Annotated in this window: 17 protein-coding genes; 7 read left to right on the top strand and 10 right to left on the bottom strand. The window is 61.9% G+C overall.

Features of this window, described 5'->3' with window-relative positions; all coding sequences use genetic code 11:
- Nucleotides 1-152: 152 nt before the first annotated feature.
- From J4G32_RS17945 to J4G32_RS17920, 6 genes are all read left to right on the top strand, one after another.
- Nucleotides 153-923: an enoyl-CoA hydratase-related protein gene (locus J4G32_RS17945; protein WP_210496880.1), complete on the top strand. Its 771-nt coding sequence runs from the start codon at nucleotides 153-155 to the stop codon at nucleotides 921-923.
- Between the two features lie 172 nt (nucleotides 924-1,095).
- Nucleotides 1,096-1,902 carry an ABC transporter ATP-binding protein gene (locus J4G32_RS17940; protein WP_210496879.1) on the top strand — a complete coding sequence of 269 codons (807 nt, stop codon included), beginning with the start codon at nucleotides 1,096-1,098 and terminating at the stop codon, nucleotides 1,900-1,902.
- Entirely contained in the window at nucleotides 1,899-2,780 is an 882-nt protein-coding gene (locus J4G32_RS17935; RefSeq protein ID WP_210496878.1) for a branched-chain amino acid ABC transporter permease, read from the top strand. The genes J4G32_RS17940 and J4G32_RS17935 overlap by 4 nt, the downstream gene beginning before the upstream one ends.
- Nucleotides 2,780-3,820: a branched-chain amino acid ABC transporter permease gene (locus J4G32_RS17930; RefSeq protein ID WP_210496877.1), complete on the top strand. Its 1,041-nt coding sequence runs from the start codon at nucleotides 2,780-2,782 to the stop codon at nucleotides 3,818-3,820. The genes J4G32_RS17935 and J4G32_RS17930 overlap by 1 nt, the downstream gene beginning before the upstream one ends.
- A gap of 77 nt (nucleotides 3,821-3,897) precedes the next feature.
- Nucleotides 3,898-5,097 carry an ABC transporter substrate-binding protein gene (locus J4G32_RS17925; protein ID WP_210496876.1) on the top strand — a complete coding sequence of 400 codons (1,200 nt, stop codon included), beginning with the start codon at nucleotides 3,898-3,900 and terminating at the stop codon, nucleotides 5,095-5,097.
- 3 nt (nucleotides 5,098-5,100) lie between these two features.
- Nucleotides 5,101-5,853, top strand: coding sequence for an ABC transporter ATP-binding protein (locus J4G32_RS17920; RefSeq protein WP_210496875.1), 753 nt, complete (start codon nucleotides 5,101-5,103; stop codon nucleotides 5,851-5,853).
- An 89-nt stretch (nucleotides 5,854-5,942) separates the two neighbouring features.
- On the opposite strand, the gene J4G32_RS17915 is transcribed toward J4G32_RS17920, so the two are convergent.
- The 5 genes from J4G32_RS17915 to J4G32_RS17895 are packed head-to-tail and all read right to left on the bottom strand — an operon-like array spanning nucleotide 5,943 to nucleotide 10,652.
- Nucleotides 5,943-6,674, bottom strand: coding sequence for an SDR family NAD(P)-dependent oxidoreductase (locus J4G32_RS17915; protein ID WP_210496874.1), 732 nt, complete (start codon nucleotides 6,672-6,674; stop codon nucleotides 5,943-5,945).
- A 9-nt stretch (nucleotides 6,675-6,683) separates the two neighbouring features.
- Nucleotides 6,684-7,466 carry an SDR family NAD(P)-dependent oxidoreductase gene (locus J4G32_RS17910; protein WP_210496873.1) on the bottom strand — a complete coding sequence of 261 codons (783 nt, stop codon included), beginning with the start codon at nucleotides 7,464-7,466 and terminating at the stop codon, nucleotides 6,684-6,686.
- Between the two features lie 10 nt (nucleotides 7,467-7,476).
- Nucleotides 7,477-8,262, bottom strand: a complete 786-nt coding sequence (locus tag J4G32_RS17905; protein WP_210496872.1) for an SDR family NAD(P)-dependent oxidoreductase — start codon at nucleotides 8,260-8,262, stop codon at nucleotides 7,477-7,479.
- A gap of 42 nt (nucleotides 8,263-8,304) precedes the next feature.
- Nucleotides 8,305-9,849 carry a class I adenylate-forming enzyme family protein gene (locus tag J4G32_RS17900; RefSeq protein WP_210496871.1) on the bottom strand — a complete coding sequence of 515 codons (1,545 nt, stop codon included), beginning with the start codon at nucleotides 9,847-9,849 and terminating at the stop codon, nucleotides 8,305-8,307.
- Nucleotides 9,850-9,872: 23 nt separating this feature from the next.
- Nucleotides 9,873-10,652 carry an enoyl-CoA hydratase/isomerase family protein gene (locus J4G32_RS17895; protein WP_210496870.1) on the bottom strand — a complete coding sequence of 260 codons (780 nt, stop codon included), beginning with the start codon at nucleotides 10,650-10,652 and terminating at the stop codon, nucleotides 9,873-9,875.
- A 171-nt stretch (nucleotides 10,653-10,823) separates the two neighbouring features.
- On the opposite strand from J4G32_RS17895, the gene J4G32_RS17890 reads away from it, so the two are divergent.
- The gene (locus J4G32_RS17890) at nucleotides 10,824-11,498 is read left to right on the top strand and encodes a TetR/AcrR family transcriptional regulator (RefSeq protein ID WP_210496869.1); all 675 of its coding nucleotides are present in this window, start codon (nucleotides 10,824-10,826) and stop codon (nucleotides 11,496-11,498) included.
- Between the two features lie 52 nt (nucleotides 11,499-11,550).
- On the opposite strand, the gene J4G32_RS17885 is transcribed toward J4G32_RS17890, so the two are convergent.
- Genes J4G32_RS17885 through J4G32_RS17865 form a run of 5 tightly spaced genes read right to left on the bottom strand, consistent with a single transcriptional unit; the run spans nucleotide 11,551 to nucleotide 17,571 of the window.
- Nucleotides 11,551-12,714, bottom strand: a complete 1,164-nt coding sequence (locus J4G32_RS17885) for an acyl-CoA dehydrogenase family protein (protein ID WP_210496868.1) — start codon at nucleotides 12,712-12,714, stop codon at nucleotides 11,551-11,553.
- The gene (locus J4G32_RS17880; protein WP_210496867.1) at nucleotides 12,707-13,462 is read right to left on the bottom strand and encodes an SDR family NAD(P)-dependent oxidoreductase; all 756 of its coding nucleotides are present in this window, start codon (nucleotides 13,460-13,462) and stop codon (nucleotides 12,707-12,709) included. Before J4G32_RS17880 ends, J4G32_RS17885 begins: the two co-directional genes overlap by 8 nt.
- Nucleotides 13,459-14,823 (bottom strand): MmgE/PrpD family protein, encoded by a 1,365-nt coding sequence (locus tag J4G32_RS17875; protein WP_210496866.1) that lies wholly within the window; start codon nucleotides 14,821-14,823, stop codon nucleotides 13,459-13,461. Before J4G32_RS17875 ends, J4G32_RS17880 begins: the two co-directional genes overlap by 4 nt.
- Before the next feature lies 1 nt (nucleotide 14,824).
- Nucleotides 14,825-16,381 (bottom strand): long-chain-fatty-acid--CoA ligase, encoded by a 1,557-nt coding sequence (locus J4G32_RS17870; protein WP_210496865.1) that lies wholly within the window; start codon nucleotides 16,379-16,381, stop codon nucleotides 14,825-14,827.
- Nucleotides 16,382-16,407: 26 nt separating this feature from the next.
- Entirely contained in the window at nucleotides 16,408-17,571 is a 1,164-nt protein-coding gene (locus tag J4G32_RS17865) for an acyl-CoA dehydrogenase family protein (protein WP_210496864.1), read from the bottom strand.
- Nucleotides 17,572-17,603: the final 32 nt, after the last annotated feature.

The following is a 17,603-nucleotide window of genomic DNA, read 5'->3' as shown; positions in this document are numbered from 1 at the left end:
GCAGCGTCATTGATCTCCGGCTGACCATGTCACACCGAATGACTTTGACGCACTCCCTTCCTTTCCGTATATTCTAACCCTCGTTAGAATTCAACTGCGGAAACGCCCCTCGGCGTGAACCGGCAGAACCATGCGATCCCGGAGGAACGCCCATGTCATTGGTCCTGGAAGAGCGGCCCGCGCCCTATGTCGTGCTCCTGCGCCTGAACAGGCCGGAGGCACGCAATGCCCTGAGTCCTGAGCTTCGAGGCGAGTTGCGCGCAAAATTTCTCGCCATGGCCGAGGATCCCGAAGTGCGGGCGATCGTGCTCACCGGTGATCAGAAAGCGTTCGCGGCGGGCGCCGACATCCGCTCGATGGTGTCTATCGGTCCGGGCGAGATGATGCGCCGGAACGACGACCTGAACTGGTCAGCCATCCGCCACTCGCCCAAGCCGATCATCGCGGCGGTGAACGGCTATGCGCTGGGCGGCGGCTGTGAACTCGCCATGCACGCCGATATCATCGTGGCTGGTGAAGGAGCGACTTTCGGGCAGCCGGAGGTGAAGCTCGGCATTATGCCAGGCGCGGGCGGCACGCAGAGACTTGCCCGTGCCATTGGCCGCTACCGGGCCATGCTCATGCTGCTGACTGGAAGTTCGATGTCGGCGCGCGAGGCTTATGAGGCGGGCCTTGTGAGTCTCGTCACTCCCGATGACGACACGGTCGCCCGGGCGATCGCTATCGCCACCACGATCGCCGCCATGCCGCCACTCGCTGTCGCCGAGATCAAGCAGGTGCTGCATGCCGGCCTCGACGCTCCCCTCGACACCGCGCTGATGCTGGAGCGACGGGCGGCCTATCTGCTGTTCGATTCGGAGGACAAGCGGGAAGCCATGACGGCCTTTCTCGAAAAGAGAAAGCCAGTCCTTTCAGGACGATGAGCGCGCCGATGGCGAAATCCATAAGGCATGGTGACAAGTTTTCGAACAACTGTTAGAGTTTTTGTCTGGACCAGCCCGGCGGAGATCGGCAGGGGTCGAAGGGAGGATTTCACATGAACACACCAGGTTTCCCAGCGACCGGCTTCGCTGGTTTCGAGCGGCGCGGCTGACGATGCTGCGCGTAGACGATATCCAGTTGGCCTTCGGCGGCGTCAAGGCGCTGAGCGGCGTCAGCGTTCATGCCAAGACCGGCATGATCACCGCTGTCATCGGCCCGAACGGCGCTGGGAAAACGAGCCTGTTCAACGTGGTTTCCGGCTTCTACAAGCCGCAAAGCGGGCGCGTGACGCTTGATGGGGAAGATATCTCGGGGCTGAGGCCCCACCAGCGCGCTTACCGCGGCATGTCCCGCACATTCCAGAACATTGCGCTGTTTCACGGTATGAGCGTGCTGGACAACATCAAGCTCGGCGCTCACACGAAATTGAAGTCTGGCGTATTGTCGGCCGGTTTCCGGCTGCGCCTGACGCGCAGTGAGGAAAGCGAGCTTTCAGCGGAAATCCAGCGCGACATCATCGGCCTGCTGGAACTCGATCGCGTTCAGCACCATCCGGTGGAGGATCTCGCGTACGGGCTGCAGAAGCGGGTCGAGTTGGCGCGGGCACTGGTGATGAAGCCGAAGATCCTCCTGCTCGACGAACCCGTCGCCGGGATGAATCGCGAAGAGAAGAGCGAGATGAGCCGGTTCGTGGTGGATGTCCGCAAGAACTGGAACACCACCGTTCTTCTGATCGAGCACGACATGAGCATGGTGATGGGAATATCGGACCACATCGTGGTGCTCTCGTTCGGCAAGCCCATCGCGTCAGGGACGCCCGACGAGGTCCGTTCCAACCCCGAGGTCATCAAGGCCTATCTCGGAGCGGGCGACGAGCTCACTCCGGCGCAAAAAGCCACCGCGGGAGCGCGCAGCCAGTGAACACCTTCTCGGCATTCCTCGAATATTCGGCCGTCGGTATCGCGGCAGGCGGTATCTACGCGCTGATCGCCCTCGGCATCGTCGTCATCTTCAAGTCGAGCCGTACCTTCAATTTCGCCATGGGCGAGATGATGATGCTGTCGGCCTATTTCTTCTACACCGCTGCCGTGACCTTCTCGCTCGGCATCTTTCTCGGCGTCGTGGTGGCAATCGTCGGTTCGATTGCGGTTGCGCTTTTGATCGAACGGTTGGCCTTGCGGCCGATGATGGGCCGGCCATTTATTGCCATCGTGATGGTGACCTTCGGCATTGGCAGCATCATTCGTGGGATCGTTGGCATGATCTGGGGTCCGAACGATCTCCAGATCCCGGCAATCCTGGCGCGCACACCCGTGATGCTGGGCGACATCTTCATTCCCGGCAAGACGGCGCGCGCTTTTGCGATCGCCGTCGTGATCGTCGGCGGGCTCATCGCATTCCTGCGCTACTCGCGCGCGGGCATCGCTCTGCGCGCTGCGGCTGCTGATCAGATCACCGCCTATTCCATGGGCATCGATGTCCGTCGTGTCATCGCGTTCACGTGGATCATTGCTGCCATCACCGGCTGCATCAGCGGCATCCTGATGGCGAACGTCAACACGCTGACGCCGCATCTCGGCCTGGTCGCCCTCAACGTGTTGTCTGTGGTGATCCTGGGCGGCATGAATTCCATCGGCGGCGTTCTGGTCGCAGGCTTCATCATCGGGTGGCTCGAATCAGTGACAGGGTGGATGCTCGGAACTGAGTTCCGCGAGATCACACCGTATATCCTCGTCCTGCTTCTGCTTCTCGTCCGTCCGACCGGATTGTTCGGCACCAAGGAAATCGAGAGAATCTGATGGTGAGCAACGTCCAAACCCCCGCCGTCCCCGCATCTGCTCCGATGTTCGGCCGCACTTTCTTGTGGTCCTGTCTGCTGATCGCAGTGCTCCTCGCACTGCCTCTCGTAGCGCCGCGCTACTGGGTGTATTTCGCGGGCATCCTCGGCATAAACATCATCGCTACCCACGGCCTCAACATCATGACCGGCTATACCGGCCTGCTGTCTCTCGGCCATGCGGCGTTTGTCGGCGTCGGCGCCTACACGGTTGCGCTGGCGCAACTCCATCTGGGACTGCCCTTCTATATCGCCATCCCGCTCGCGGGCTGCGCCGCCGCCGTGATCGGGATCGGGTTCGGCCTCCCCTCGTTGCGGATCCGCGGTCTCTACCTGGTGATTGCCACGCTCGCCGCGCAATTCATCCTGAACTTCGTCTTCGTTCACTGGCAGAGCGTCACGAAGGGTGACGTCGGATTGACCGTTCAGCCCGCAACTGTCTTCGGCTTTCCGCTGAACAACGAGACGCGCGTCTATTACCTGATCCTGTTCTGCCTGGTCGTGGCTACGTGGTTTGCCGTCAATGTGATCCGGTCACGCGTCGGCCGCGCCTTCATCGCAATCCGCGAACGAGACCTCACGGCCGAGGTGCTGGGCGTTCAGATTGTCTGGTACAAGCTTGTGGCCTTCGCGCTGGGCTCTTTCTATGCGGGGGTGGCCGGTGGCCTGCTCGCTTATTTCAACCAGTTCGTAAATCCCGAGCAGTTCGGCCTGCTGCTGTCGGTCTTCTTCCTCTCCGCGGTCATCGTTGGCGGCATGGGATCGACGCTGGGCGCTGTTCTCGGCGCGATCTTCATGACCCTCTTGCCTGAGTTTCTTCGCGAGGGAGCACTCGCCGTCGGCGGCACATTCGGGTTCGACATCGCATCGATCCTTGTGCCGCTTCGCGAGGCCGTCTTCGGGCTGCTCATGGTGGCCTTCCTGATTCTCGAGCCGCGTGGATTGGCGCAGCTCTGGAAACGTGCGCGTACGAGATTTTCACGTTCCGACAACGTGGCGTGAGAAACCTTCGCCGTCCGCACGGGCGGCGCATGGACAATAAAGCGATCGTTCAGATCTCATAAAGAAGGAGGAAACACATGTTCAACAGACGCAACTTCCTGACAACCGCTGGCGCAGTGGCGGCAGTCAGCACCTTCAACATCCGCAAGGCCGCGGCGGCGGACGACCTCAACTGGAGCATCCACTGCGACCTGACCGGTCCTGCAGCCGAGGGCGGAAAACCCCAGGGCGACGGATTCACCGCCTATGCCAAGTGGATCAACGCGAGTGGCGGCATTCGCGGCCGCAAGGTTAATCTGACGATCAACGACTCGACCTTTAAGGTCGACGTGGCCGTCGCGAACGTCAAGAAGGCGCTGGCGCAGGGTCGCGTCGACTATCTGTTCGGCGAGAGCACGGGCATGATCCAGGCGATTTCGCCGGAGAACAACTCGACCTACAAGATCTTCATGACGTCGGGATCGTTCGCGTCGGAACTCGCCGACGAGAAGGCATTCCCCTATCACTTCGTCACTGGCGCGACCTATGGCGCCCAGTTGCAGATGCTGGTCGACTACATCAAATCGTCGTCCGGTTCGACGCCTGCCAAGGTGGTGATCGTCCATTCCAGCACCAGCATGGGCCGCGACGGAATCGAGCCCGCGATCAAGCGGGCCGAGGAACTCGGCGTCAAGATCGTCCTCGTCCAGCAGACGAAGTTCGTCGAGACCGATGTGAGCGCCTACGCGCTGGCAATCCGCAAGGCGCAGCCGACCCATGTCATCCATCACGGCTATTCGTTTGCCGTCTGGCCCGAGATCGTCCGCCTCGTTCGCGACTATGGCATGAACGACGTGGTCTTCCTGGGGACCGTCTGGCAGAACGAGCGCGCCAAGATGCTCGAGATGAAGGACATCGCAGAGGGTCTGGTCGGCGTGAAGGTGTGGAACGACGACACCATCAAGCCCGCCGGCGCGACCATGAAGACCATCGGGGAGCTCAATAAGGCGCGCGATCCCGCTTTCAACGGCTATGCACGTCTGGGCTTCCTGAATGCCTGGATGAGCAGCATGATGGCGACCCGCGCGTTCGAGGCCGTCATCGATGCAGGGCTCCCAGTCAATGGCGATAACCTGTCGCAAGCGATGCGCGCCGTGAAGAATTGGGACACAGGCGGCCTTATCGATGTGCCTGTCACGATCGCCGGCCAGCAGGTCGGCCTTGGCCGGATTATCAAGTGGGGCAAGGCCAATAACTGGGATCCTCAGCAGTTGACCGAGTGGATGAAGGTAAACTGAGTGATGGCGGCTGCTCTCGAAATCAAGGATCTGGCGGTCGTCTATCAGGGCGCCATTCATGCTCTCACCAATCTGAGCCTGAATGTGCCCGCAGGCACCATCGTGACGCTTCTGGGCGCGAACGGTGCCGGCAAGAGCACCACCTTGAAGGCGATCTCCGGGTTCCTTCCTCTCGAGGACGGCCGCGTGACCCACGGATCGATCACGATCGGTGGGCAGGACATGCTCAAGCTCGCGCCGCACATGATCGTGCGGCGCGGAGTCTTCCACGTCCGTGAGGGTCGTCACGTCTTCGCGGAAATGACCGTGGAGGAAAATCTCATTGCGTCCACCTTCGCGCAACGCAAGCCGCGTCCGCGCAAGGAAGCGTTCGATGAGGTTTACAACTACTTTCCGATTCTCTCCCAGCGGCGCCATCAAGCCGCAGGGTATCTGTCGGGTGGCGAGCAGCAGATGCTTGCAATCGGCCGCGCATTGGTGGCCGATCCGGAAATGATCCTGCTCGATGAGCCATCGCTCGGGCTTGCGCCATTGATCGTGAAGGATATCTTCGAGATCATCGCGCGCATCAATCGAGAGAAGAAAGTTTCGATGTTGCTGGTCGAGCAGAACGCAGTGATCGCGCTGCGCTATGCGTCCTACGGGTATGTAATCGAGAACGGCAGCACGGTTCTTGAAGGCAGCACGCAGGATCTTTCGGCTAATCAGGATATCCAGAAATTCTATCTCGGCGTCGATGCAAGCGACGCCGCCTGATCGGCCTCAGTGAAGGTCCGCGGCTGATATGCGAAGGGCGACGCCACCAGCGTCGCCCTTTTTCATTGGATTGAGTGGTGGCGCAGATCTCAGTAGATCGAGATCCCCATGGAGCGGCCGCCGTCCAGGGTCAGGATCTGCCCGGTCACGTTCTTCGTGCGAGGGTCGGCGAAGAACGCGATGCCGTTGGCGATATCCTCCGGCTGTCCAACGGTCTTGGTGGGCTGCTTGGCGATGAGTTCCTGCTGACGCTCGGGCGTCAGTGAGCGGAACATGTCGGTCTCGATGAGCCCGGGCGCAACCGCGTTGACCATGATGCCCTTCTCGGCCAGATCGAAGGCCATGCCGCGGGTCAGTCCGACGGTGCCGGCCTTCGACGTGATGTACGGCGCATGGGCGTAGCCGGCGAGGTAGGCGCGTGAGGCGACGTTGATGATGCGCGAGCCGCGCTTCATCACCTTGAGGGCTTCCTGCGCCATCACGAACGTACCGACGACATTGACCTCATACATTTTCGTGAAGTCGTCCTCGGTAATGGAATCGAACCGACCGTCCCAGAAAACCGCCGCATTGTTGACGAGGACATCCAGTCTGGTCAGGCTCGCCATCATCGCCGCGACCGCCGCACGATCGGTGATCGACAGCACCCGATGCTCGACCGGATGTCCTGCTGCACGCAGCGTCGCAGCCTCTGTCTCGAGCGGTTGGGCCGAAAGATCGACCATGACCACGTGAAATCCGTCCGCCAGCAATCGCCTGACGGTCGAAAGCCCGATGCCGCGTCCCGCGCCGGTGACCAGCGCAACTTCCTTCTCGCTCATCATGTTTCCTCAGGCATCCACCGGCAGAACAAAGGTCTCGGTCAAGCCGCCATCGACGACCAGGATGTGGCCGTTCATGTAGCTCGACGCCTTCGACACCATGAACGCAACGACCCCTGCGGCTTCCTCGGGATCACCCCAGCGGCCGAGCGATATGCGGCTCGAGACACCCTTCTCGTAGCCGGGCCTTGCCAGGATACTGGTGTTGATCTCGGTGAGAAAATACCCCGGAGCCATCATGTTGCAGGTGACACCCTTCGGTCCCAATTCAGCCGCCAAGGCGCGGGTGAGACCGGCAAGACCGTGCTTGCTGGACACATAGGCGGCGATTTTCTCCCGGCCGGTGACGGCCAGCGCCGATCCAACATTGACGATCCGTCCGTATCCTTTGTCCACCATGAAGCGCGCCGCCTCACGGCACAAAAGATAGGGGCCGCGAACATTCGTGGCGATCACATTATCCCACGTCGAGGTTTTGGCCTCGGCGAGCGGCTCCCAGGCATTGATCCCCGCATTGTTGACGAGAATATCCACCCGACCCTCGGCCGCCCCGATTTCGCGGATCGCAGAAACGCACGCGTCGCCGTCCGAGAGATCGAATGCGTAGGCGTGCACGTCCAGGTTCAGCGCCCGCAAAGTTGCGGCCGATTTCTCGAGTTGGTCTTTGCCGCGCGCTGTCATGTACACGCGGGCACCGGATTCAGCGACGGCGCGCGCCATCTCGTAGCCCAGCCCGCGGGACGCGCCGGTGACCACGGCGACCTGGCCCTTCAGTGAAAATCGTTCGGTCATATCCGTCCCCTTAGGCCGCGAGTTGGAAGGTGAAGGTGGCCTGGATACCGCCATCCACGTGGATCACCTGTCCGGTCACGAAGCTCGAGGCGCCAGACGCGAGATAGATCAGCGTGCCGACGAGTTCGTCAGGCTGTCCCCACCGCTCCATGGGCGTGACGCCGCTGACAGCCTCGACATAGCCGGGGCGCGAGGTCACGCTCTCGTTGATGTCCGTGACGAAATAACCGGGCGCGATGACATTGGCCGTGATGTTGTCGCGGCCAAGTTCGGCTGCAAGCGAGCGTGTCAGGCCGACGATCGCCGACTTACTCGCGCAATAGGCATGGAGCTTGGCTCGGCCGAGAGACGACAACAGCGAGCCCAGATTGATGATGCGCCCGCCGCGTCCACCGGCACGCATGATGGCGGCGCATTCCTGCGACATCACGAACGTCGCCTTGACGTTCGTGTCCATGATGCGCTCGAAATCGTCGACATCGCTGTCCAGCAGCGGCTGCCAGTTGATGATGCCCGCATTGTTGACGCAGATGTCGATCCGCCCGAGTTCCCGGCCGATCGTCTGGATACCGGTGCGGATAGCCGCCTCGTCCGCGAGGTCGAGAGGAAGCGCGGTCGCCTGGCCGCCCGCTTCGAGGATGTCGTCACGCACTTTATTCAACTTGTCGGCATCGCGCGCGATGAGCACCACGTGCGCGCCCGCGGCGGCCAAGCCCTTGGCCATCGTCTTGCCGAGGCCACGGCTTGCGCCTGTGATGACGGCGACCTTCTGCTTCAGCGAAAACAGTTCGAGCATCCCGAATCCTCCTTGCCGCCCAGGCGGCATCTCCTCACCGGCTCAGCTGCTTGCATAGAGCCGCCGTAGCCGAACCTTGTCGATCTTGCCGCTCGGCAACTTCACGATCTCGTCCACGAACCTCACGAAGCGTGGCTTCTTGTAGCTGGCGATCATCGTGCGGCAATGTTCGACGATCTCTTCGACGCTGGGCGCGGCGCCCGGCTTGAGCACCACCACGGCCATGACAGCCTCGCCCCATTTCTCGTCCGGAACGCCAATGACTGCCACTTCAGAGACGCTCTCGTGGGTAACCACCGCCTCTTCAACTTCGCGCGAATAGATGTTTTCCCCGCCCGAGATGATCATGTCCTTCTTGCGGTCGACGAGATAGAGGAATCCCTCGTCGTCGAGCCTCCCCACATCGCCCGTATGGACCCAGCCATCCCGCAACGTCTCAAGCGTCGCCGCCGTGTTGTTCCAATAGCCTTTCATCACGCCCGGGCTGGTCAGCAGGATCTCGCCCACACTGCCCGTCGGCACCGGCTCGCCGTTATCGTCGACGATCCGCACATTAACGCGCGGCGACGCTTGGCCAACCGACGTCAGAATTTCACGGTCGCGGTCGGTCCCGTCGGGCCTGTGCTGATGAGCGAGCAGGGTGGTTCCGATCCCTTCGGTCTGGCCGAATTGCTGCTGAAATACCGGCCCGAGAATCTTCAGGCCGCGCTTCAGGACTGGGATGGGCATGGGGGCTGCCGCATAGACGATCATCCGCAGGCTCGACGTATCTGTGCTGCCGATCGCCGGCGAGTCGAGGAGGCTCTGGATCATGGTCGGCGCCATGTGCGTCACGGTGATCTTTTCACGCTCAATGCAATCCAGGATGGCCTTCGCGTCAAAGCCCTTCTGCACCACGACAGTGCCGGCGCGCCAATGCTGCGCGATCTGGATGATCTTCGCCCCGATATGGAAAAGCGGCATCATGATCAGGAGCCGGTCGGCCGGCGAATTGCGCTGATCGGAGCCGAGAATTTCCGCCGCGGCGACCTGCCCACCATGGGAGAGCATGACACCTTTTGGGCGCCCGGTGGTGCCGCTGGTATAGATCAGGAACGCCACGTCGTCCGTCCGCGGCCGGAAGGGAACCCCCGACGGATCGCCCGATGCGACCACATCGTCGAATCCGGCAGCGAAGTCGACCGCGCCGTCGATGCAGATATAGTGCTCGACGCTCTTCAGCTGATCCTTCATCGCCGAGACCGTGTCGGCATAGTCTGCCTCGAAGATCAGCACCTTCGGCGCGCCGTCATTGATGATGTAGACCATCTCGGGGATCGCGAGACGCCAGTTCACCGTCGCGCAGATGAAGCCCGATAGCTCGCAGGCGCCGTAGACCTCCTGAAAGGCCAACGAGTTCTGGCTGAGAATTCCGACACGGTCCTGCCGCTTCAGCCCCAGGCTCCGGAGCGCGCTGGCCAGGCGACTCGCCCGTTCGTGAAACTGCGCATGGGTGACGCGCGTGTCGTTCCAGACGAAGGCGGTTTCGTCTGGATATTTCCACGCATTGTTGTCGAGCATGTCGGCGATCGTCTGCGGCACCTTCATCGGCACATCCTCTGTTCGTCCGCTTACGCGACGCCCGGGTCGAAATTCGGCTTGCGCTTCTCACGGAACGCCGCGAGGCCTTCGCGGAAGTCGTCGCTCGCAAAGCAGAGTGGCTGCGCCATGGCTTCAAAGTCGAGAACGGCCTCGGCATTGTGCGCATGCTCGAGCATGCGCTTTGTCAGAGCTGCCGCGTGAGATGGCAATGCTGCGATTTCGCGAGCACGTTCCATCGCTGTGGCAGACACAGCCTCGTCCGCTACCACATCGTCCGCAAGGCCGATGGCCAACGCATCCGGACCCTTGAAGCTGCGCGAATAGAGAAGGGCCTGCCTGGCGCGCGCGAATCCAATTCGCTTCGGTAGCGTGTAGGCGATGGCGAAATCGGGCGTCAGGCCGACCCGCGGAAACGGGAAGCCCATGCTGGCTGTCTCGCCCATGACGATCGTATCGCAGACAAGGGCAAGGCCGGCACCGGCACCGACCGCATGGCCGCGAACCTCGGCGATCATGGGCTTGTCGGCGGCAAGCAGCACACGCGCCAGCCGATGCGCCGATGTCATTCTCCGGCGACCCGCCTTCGGGTCAGCCAGCGTGTCCATTTTTGAGAGGTCCCCGCCGACGGAAAAGTCCTTGAGGGCGGATGCAATGATGATCACGCGGGTCGTCTGGTCGCTGAGCAATTCAGTGAAAGCAGGCAGCAACGCGCCCCGGAGATCTTCGCCCATCGCGTTGCGTGCAGCTGCGTGCTTCATCACCACACGAACGATTCCACGCTCATGTCGCTCGATGTCGATGATGTCCATCAGCTCCTCCCGAAGCACTCTGTCTCTTTGGCCGCAGGCTACACCAATCGAAAAACTAACACTAGTTAGAAAAGAGGCCAATTCTGGGGAGCGTTCGAATCCGTTTCGTCGAATCAAATTGCAGCGTATAATGCTGCGGCCAATTCAGATCGAGGCAAGCAAAGACGCAGCATGACCAAGAAACTTGCCAAATCAGCCATCTCCCAGAAGCGCGTTCTGGATGCTGCTGCCAAGATTTTCCGGGATTTTGGCTATGCCGGCACCACGATGCGCGTCATCGCCGAAGAAGCCGAACTGAAAGCTGGCAGCATATACTACCACTACAAGTCCAAGGATGATCTCATCAGCGCCGTTCTTGATCTTGGCATCAAGGCGGTCATCGATGCCGTCAAGGACGCTTTGGCCAAGCTGCCTGAGGATGCGCCCGGGCGCCTGCGTGTGCAGACTGCGATTCACGCTCACCTGTCGGCTATCATCGACAATGGCGATTACACTCTGGCGACGCGGCGCGTGTTCGGGCAGGTGCCCGAGGCCATCCGTGAAAAGAACCTCAGGCTGAGAAATTCCTACGCGGCCATGTGGCAGGATATTCTCACCGAGGCGCAGAAACGGGGCGAATTCCGGCCCGATGCGAACCTCAGCCTGGCTCGCCTGTTCATTCTCGGCGCGCTCAACTGGACCGTCGAGTGGTTCAAGCCGGGCGGCAGCAGCATCGACGAGGTGGCGCGTAATTTCTCGGCCGTCGTGGTGGATGGTCTGGTGGTCAGGCCTGACGTAACGGCAAGCGGTGCTGCTGAAGCGGAGGAAAAGGATCCTCCGCGGACTGTTCGAATTCGCGCCTTGTAGGCGATCGACCGTCGGCTCTCACGCCCTCACGGGACCGACCCCAAGCCGGCGATCAGGTATCGCGACCGAGGATGTGGTCGGAGATAATACGCATCTGGATCTCCGATGTTCCCTCGAAGATCTTCGTCAGCCTCGCATCCCGCCAGTGGCGTTCCACGGCGTTGAGCGTGGTGTAGCCGCCTCCCCCATGGATCTGCAGGGCTTCGCTGGTGGCGCGCTCGGACATTTCTGACGCGAAGAGCTTGACCATCGAGGCTTCCTTGTCGCACCGCACGCCCTGGTCGATCTTCTCGCACACGGCGTACATCAGTGCGCGGGCCGCCTCGATCTCGGTTGCCATCGTGGCGATCTTGAATCGGATGGCCTGGAAGGACGCGATGGCCTTGCCGAATTGCCGGCGCTCCTTCGAGAACGCGATCGCATCGTCAAGGCCCGCCTGGGCGAGGCCGATGGAGCGCGCCGCTGTATGCGCACGCGCCGTCTCGAGACCGGCCGTGGCGAGATAGAAGGCTTTGCCCTCCTCGCCGATCATGTTGGCGGCAGGCACACGGCACTGGTCGAAGGCCAGCTCCCAGGTCGTCCAGCCGTGATAGCCGATTTTTGGAATTGGATTTCCGGAAACGCCCTCGGGCAATTGTCCACGCGGCTTCTCCAGCATGAAGGCGGAAATGCCGCGATGGCGGGCTTTGGGATCAACGCTCGGGTCGGTGCGGGCGAAAACCAGGATGAAGTCCGCCCCATCGGCGAAGGTGCACCAGTATTTGTTGCCGGTGATTTCCCACTCGTCGCCGACCCGCTTGGCGCGGCACGAGATATTGGCGACATCAGATCCCGCATTCGGCTCGGACAGGGAAAACGCGCCCAGGAACTCGCCGCGTGCCATCCGCGGCAGGTAAACGTCCTTCTGTTCGGGCGTCATATACTTGAGAGAGCCGATCAGCATGTTGCCGCGGGCAATCATGCTGGCCACGCTCATCCACCCGCGCGCCAATTCTTCGGCCACAAGACAATACTCGAACGCGCCAAGGCCGAGGCCGCCGTATTCTTCTGGGATCAGGATGCCGAAATAGCCGAGCTCGGCCATCTGGTCGATCAGTTCGCGCGGCATCTCGCCCTTGACCGGATCGAGCTTGTCGGCGAGCGGGCGGACAACGTCCCGCGTGAAGTCGCGCGCGGATTCCTGAATGAGGCGGCGTTCGTCGGACAATTCAGGCATAGGGCGAATCCTCGGGCGGCAATTGTCCTTGGCCGAGCGAACGTCCGCCGTCGACGATCAGGACCTGTCCAGTGATGTAGCGGTTATCGCGGGAGGCGAGAAACGCCACCGCGCGGGCAATGTCCTCGGGCTGACCGATACGGCCAAGCAATTGCAGGCCAAGCATCAGGTTCTGCTGCTCGGGTGTCATATAGTGCAGCATGTCGGTGTCGACGACCCCCGGGGCCACCGCGTTGACGCGAATATCTCGAGGCGACAGATCGATGGCCATTGCACGCGTAAGGCCAACAACAGCCGTTTTTGACGCGATGTAATGGGCCATGTGCGGCGCACCGGCGAAGGAGCGCGATGCGATGTTGACGATGCGACCTCCGTTCTTCATGCGGCGCGCGCCCTCTTGCGACACGACGAAGGTGCCCACGGTATTGATCTCGAAATTGCTCCGGAAATGATCCTCCGTCAGATCCTCGAAGCGGTGCGTGCTGGTGATGGCCGCGTTGTTCACGATCACGTCGAGTGGAGCAAAGCGGTCCATGATCGCCGCGATGGCATCGCGATCGCGGATGTCGACCACCTCCGACGTCACGTCGGCACCGGACGACCTCAAGGTCGCGGCGACCTCATGAACGGACTCAAGCTGATCGAGTGCGACGACGCGATAGCCGTCCTGCGCGAGGCGCTCGACGATGCCACGACCGATGCCGCGAGCCGCGCCTGTGACGACGGCTGTTTCCTTGAGGTCAGTCATGACTTCACACTCCGGGCGCGTCCCATGATGTCGGCAACCGAGCCGCTTTCGCCGAAGGACGCGAGGAGGTCGCGTAGTTCCGCTGATTGTGCACCCAGCACCGGTTCGACCAGGGCGTCGAACTTGCGTTTCAGCTTGTCGCCCTGACGATGAAGGTCGGAATCCGCGACCCCTGCGTCGTGAGTTGCACTGACACTCTTGCCGTCCGATGTCGTCATCGTCACGGAAGCCTTGGCCTCAGGGAATGAGTCGTCGAAGACAATCGTCGCCATGTCGCGCAGGCGCGCCAATTCGGGTTCGCGCGTGACTGCGTCGTCGAAGGTTGCAATGCCCGACGTGTCGCGGCCCGCAAGCGCCATGGCGACCGTCAGGCGAAGAGAGAACTTTGCCTCGAGTCCTGTCTCCGGCTTGGCAAGATTGCAGACGCGATCGGTCACGGGCGACACGCGAATCTCGATTCCCTGCACATCGTTCGACGACACGCGATGCCCGCGCTGCAGTGCCTGCCCGGCCTCGATGGCGCCGTGTGTGAGGTAGCAGGACGCGTGGTATTTGAAGAGATTGTTGCGGATGTGAAAGTCGAGCGGCGCATCCATCATCGCGTCTTCCGGATTGAAGTCCGTGCTTTGGGTCGCAGCGAGGCCTTGCGCGCATTCCAGCGCATCCTGACGGCTGGTGAAGCCTCGGGCCGCGAGCTGGGCGGCCTGCAGGCCGTTCTGGGCGGCGCGCCCGGCATGCATGGGCTTGCACATCGTGCCGAACATCGACTTCAGCCCCGACGCCATCGTGGCGGCAATGCCAAACGCGGTTGCGGTTGTATCTTCGTCCAGGCGGAGCAGGCGGGCACAGGCCGCCGCCGAGCCGATGCTGCCGGCCGTGGCGGTTGCATGAAATCCATACTGGTAATGTCCTGGGCTCATCAACGCACCCGTGCGGCAGACCACTTCGTAGCCGGCCACGAACGCCGCGATGACCTCCTCGGGAGACGCGCCGATATCTTCCGCCAGGGCCAGCAAGCCCGGCAGTATCGCGACAGTGGGATGGCCGAGGATCGCCATGTTGACGTCGTCGAAATCGAGCGCGTGCGAGGCTGTTCCGTTGATGAGAGCAGCATTCATCGCCGAGGTCCGCTCCGGCGACCCGGTGAGCGACGCCACCGGCGCTGCGCGATCGGCAAGAAGCTGTTCGCGCAGAATGCGAACGGCAGGTTCGTCGGCGCCGGGGATCGTCACCGCAAACCAGTCGAGGATGCATTGACGCGCCACGGTGACCGCTTCAGGAGGCAGCGTCTCGTACGAAACCCCTGCAGCACGCGCGGCAAGCCAGCGCGTGACGGGCGGCGGGGAAGCAAATTCTGCCATGTCACTGAGCCTTTGTGCCGGAAGCGCCGTAAAGCTGGCGCAACACGACCTTGTTGATCTTGCCACTCGGAAGTCGCGGCAGATCATCGACGAAGATGACGGTTTTGGGCTTCTTGTAGCTGGCGATCTGCGTCTTGCAATGCTCGATCAGTTCGGCTTCCGTCACCGAAGATCCGGCCGTCAGAACGGCGATCGCGCACACGGTTTCGCCCCAGTAATCGTCCTTGATCCCGATCACTGCCGTGTCCTGCACGGCCGGGTGCGTCGCCAACGCTTCCTCGACTTCGCGGGAATAGATATTCTCGCCACCGGAGATGATCATGTCCTTCTTGCGGTCGACGAGGTAGAGGAAGCCCTCGTCGTCGAGATAGCCAAGATCGCCGGTGTGGTACCACCCGTCGCGCAACGCCGCGATGGTGGCGGCACTGTTGTTCCAGTAGCCCACCATGTGGCTTGCCGTGCGCGTGAGAATCTCGCCGGCCTGACCCGCCGGGAGTTCTCGACCCTCGTCGTCGACGATCTTGACGCCGACATTGGGAGCAGCCTGCCCGATCGAGCCGAGGCGCTTCAGGTCTTCCGGCGTTCCGTCCGGCTTGTGCTGCCGCTTGTGGAGGGTGGTGCCGCCGCCCTCGGTCATGCCGTAAAGCTGGAGGAACACCGGGCCCAGCAGCTTCAGGCCGCGCCGCAACAGGGGCGCCGGCATCGGCGCCGCCGAATAACAGAGGGTATGCAACGAGGAGAGATCCGCGGCTTCGATATTGGGCACGTTCAACATGGCCTGAACCATCGTGGGCGCCATGTGCGTCATTGTCACCCGCTCGCGCGCGATCGCCTCGACGATTTCGACCGGCTTGAAGTCGCGGTGAAACACGACGCTGCCGCCACGCAGATGCATACCCAGCTGAAGAAAGCGAGCGCCCACGTGGAAAACCGGCATCATGAGTTGCAGGCGGTCCGACACGATGAGGCCAAGCTCGGTCGCCATCAGCTGTGCGATGGCGAGGTCGCCGCGATGGCTGCGCATGACGCCCTTCGGACGCCCGGTGGTTCCGCTGGTGTAGATAAGGTGCATGATGTCGTCAGGCAGGGGCCGCACGGGTGCGCCCTCAAGGTCGCCTGTCGAGAGAAACTCCTCGTAGTCCTGCGCCCAGTCCGGACCGTCGCCGCCCACGCAGATGTAGGTTTCGATATGGGGCAGCGTGTCCTTGATCTGCGCGATCGTTGCCGCGTATTGCTTCTCGAAAATCAACACGCGCGGCGTTGAATCGCCGAGGATGTAGGCAATTTCCGGCGGAGCGAGCCGGAAATTCACCGTCGCGGCGATGAAGCCCGACAACTCGCAGGCGCCAAACGCCTCCATGAACTCCATGCTGTTCTGCGACAGAATGGAGAGCCGATCCTGCGGCCGCAGTCCAATCTTGTACAAGGCCGATGCGAGGCGTTGCGCCCGGTCGTGATGGTGGCGAAACGTGATGCGGCGATCGCCATAGATGTAGGCGAGCTCCTCAGGGAACTTGTAGGCGTTGTTGCGGAGAATGTCGCCGAGTGTCTCGATCATGATTGCCGACTCCCTTCGTCAAGCCGTCAGGCCTTCGGCAGGCCCATGCGGTTGGCGATATTGTTCTTCTGAATGGCCGTCGACCCGCCGATAATCGGCATCAGCAGCATGTCGCGAACGTGACGCTCCATGTCGAAACCATGCGCGTAGCCATAGGCGCCCATCACCTTCTGGCAGGTGAGCACGATATCGAGCCCGGTCTCGCCCGCGAACATCTTGGCCATCGACGTCTCGACGCTGCACGGCAGATCATTGTCGGCCAGCCAGCAGCCACGATAGAGCATCAACCGCGTGGCGGCGAGTTTGGTCTGGGCGTCTGCCAGCATGTGGCGGATGGACTGAATGGAGCAGATCCGCTTGCCGAACTGCCGGCGCTGCTGCGAATACTCCCAGGCATCATCCACCGCCTGAGCCGCGATGCCGAGCGCCATGGCGGCGACTTCGAGCTTTTCCACCTCGAGAGCGGGGCCTGCAAGCTTGGTCCAACCCTGGTTCCAGCCCTCTTCCCCACCGACCACATCGTCGATGGAGATCTCCACGTTGTCGAACGACACGTCGTTGGTGTTCAGCCCACGCGCGCCAAGCGCCGGAATGTGCGTCAGCGTCACGCCCTTGGCGGTGGGCGGGATCAGTACGAGGGACAGGTTCTTGTAGCGCGCATCGGGATCGCCGGTGCGAACGAGCGCGTAGATGTAATCGGCAATCTCGGCACCCGAGCACCAACGCTTGTTGCCGTTGATGATGACCTTGTCGCCCTTGCGTTCGGCGCGGGTCGTCACGCTGGCGAGGTCCGAGCCAACATCCGGCTCGGACAGGCCATAGGCGAACAGCAATTCGCCGTTGGCGAGCTTGGGCAGCAGGCGCTGCTTCTGCTCGAGGCTCCCCGACGCCAGGATGTTCATGCTGCCGTAACAGGCATTCATCAGGAACAGCGTGCCGATGACCATGGACCGCCGGGACAGCTCCTCGACGGTGACCATGGTGGCCAGAATGTCTCGGCCGGTGCCGCCGTATTCTTCCGGCACCGTCATGCCGCACACGCCGAGATCGCGGATCTGGTCCATCAAGGCCCGGGGGACGCGGTCCTCGACATCCCATTTCGCCATTTGCTCGCGCGGAGCATGGCGTTCCAGCATACGACGGATACTCTCGCGCAGCATGCCGATATGTTCGGGTTCGCCGAAATCCATGGGTCGTCCTTCCGGTTCGCAGTGATGGCCTC

Source organism: Microvirga antarctica (genome assembly GCF_017921815.1).
In the GTDB taxonomy this organism is placed as follows: Bacteria; Pseudomonadota; Alphaproteobacteria; order Rhizobiales; family Beijerinckiaceae; genus Microvirga; species Microvirga antarctica.
Note: the sequence above shows the minus strand (reverse complement) of the source record. Positions and strands in the feature narration are given on the sequence as shown.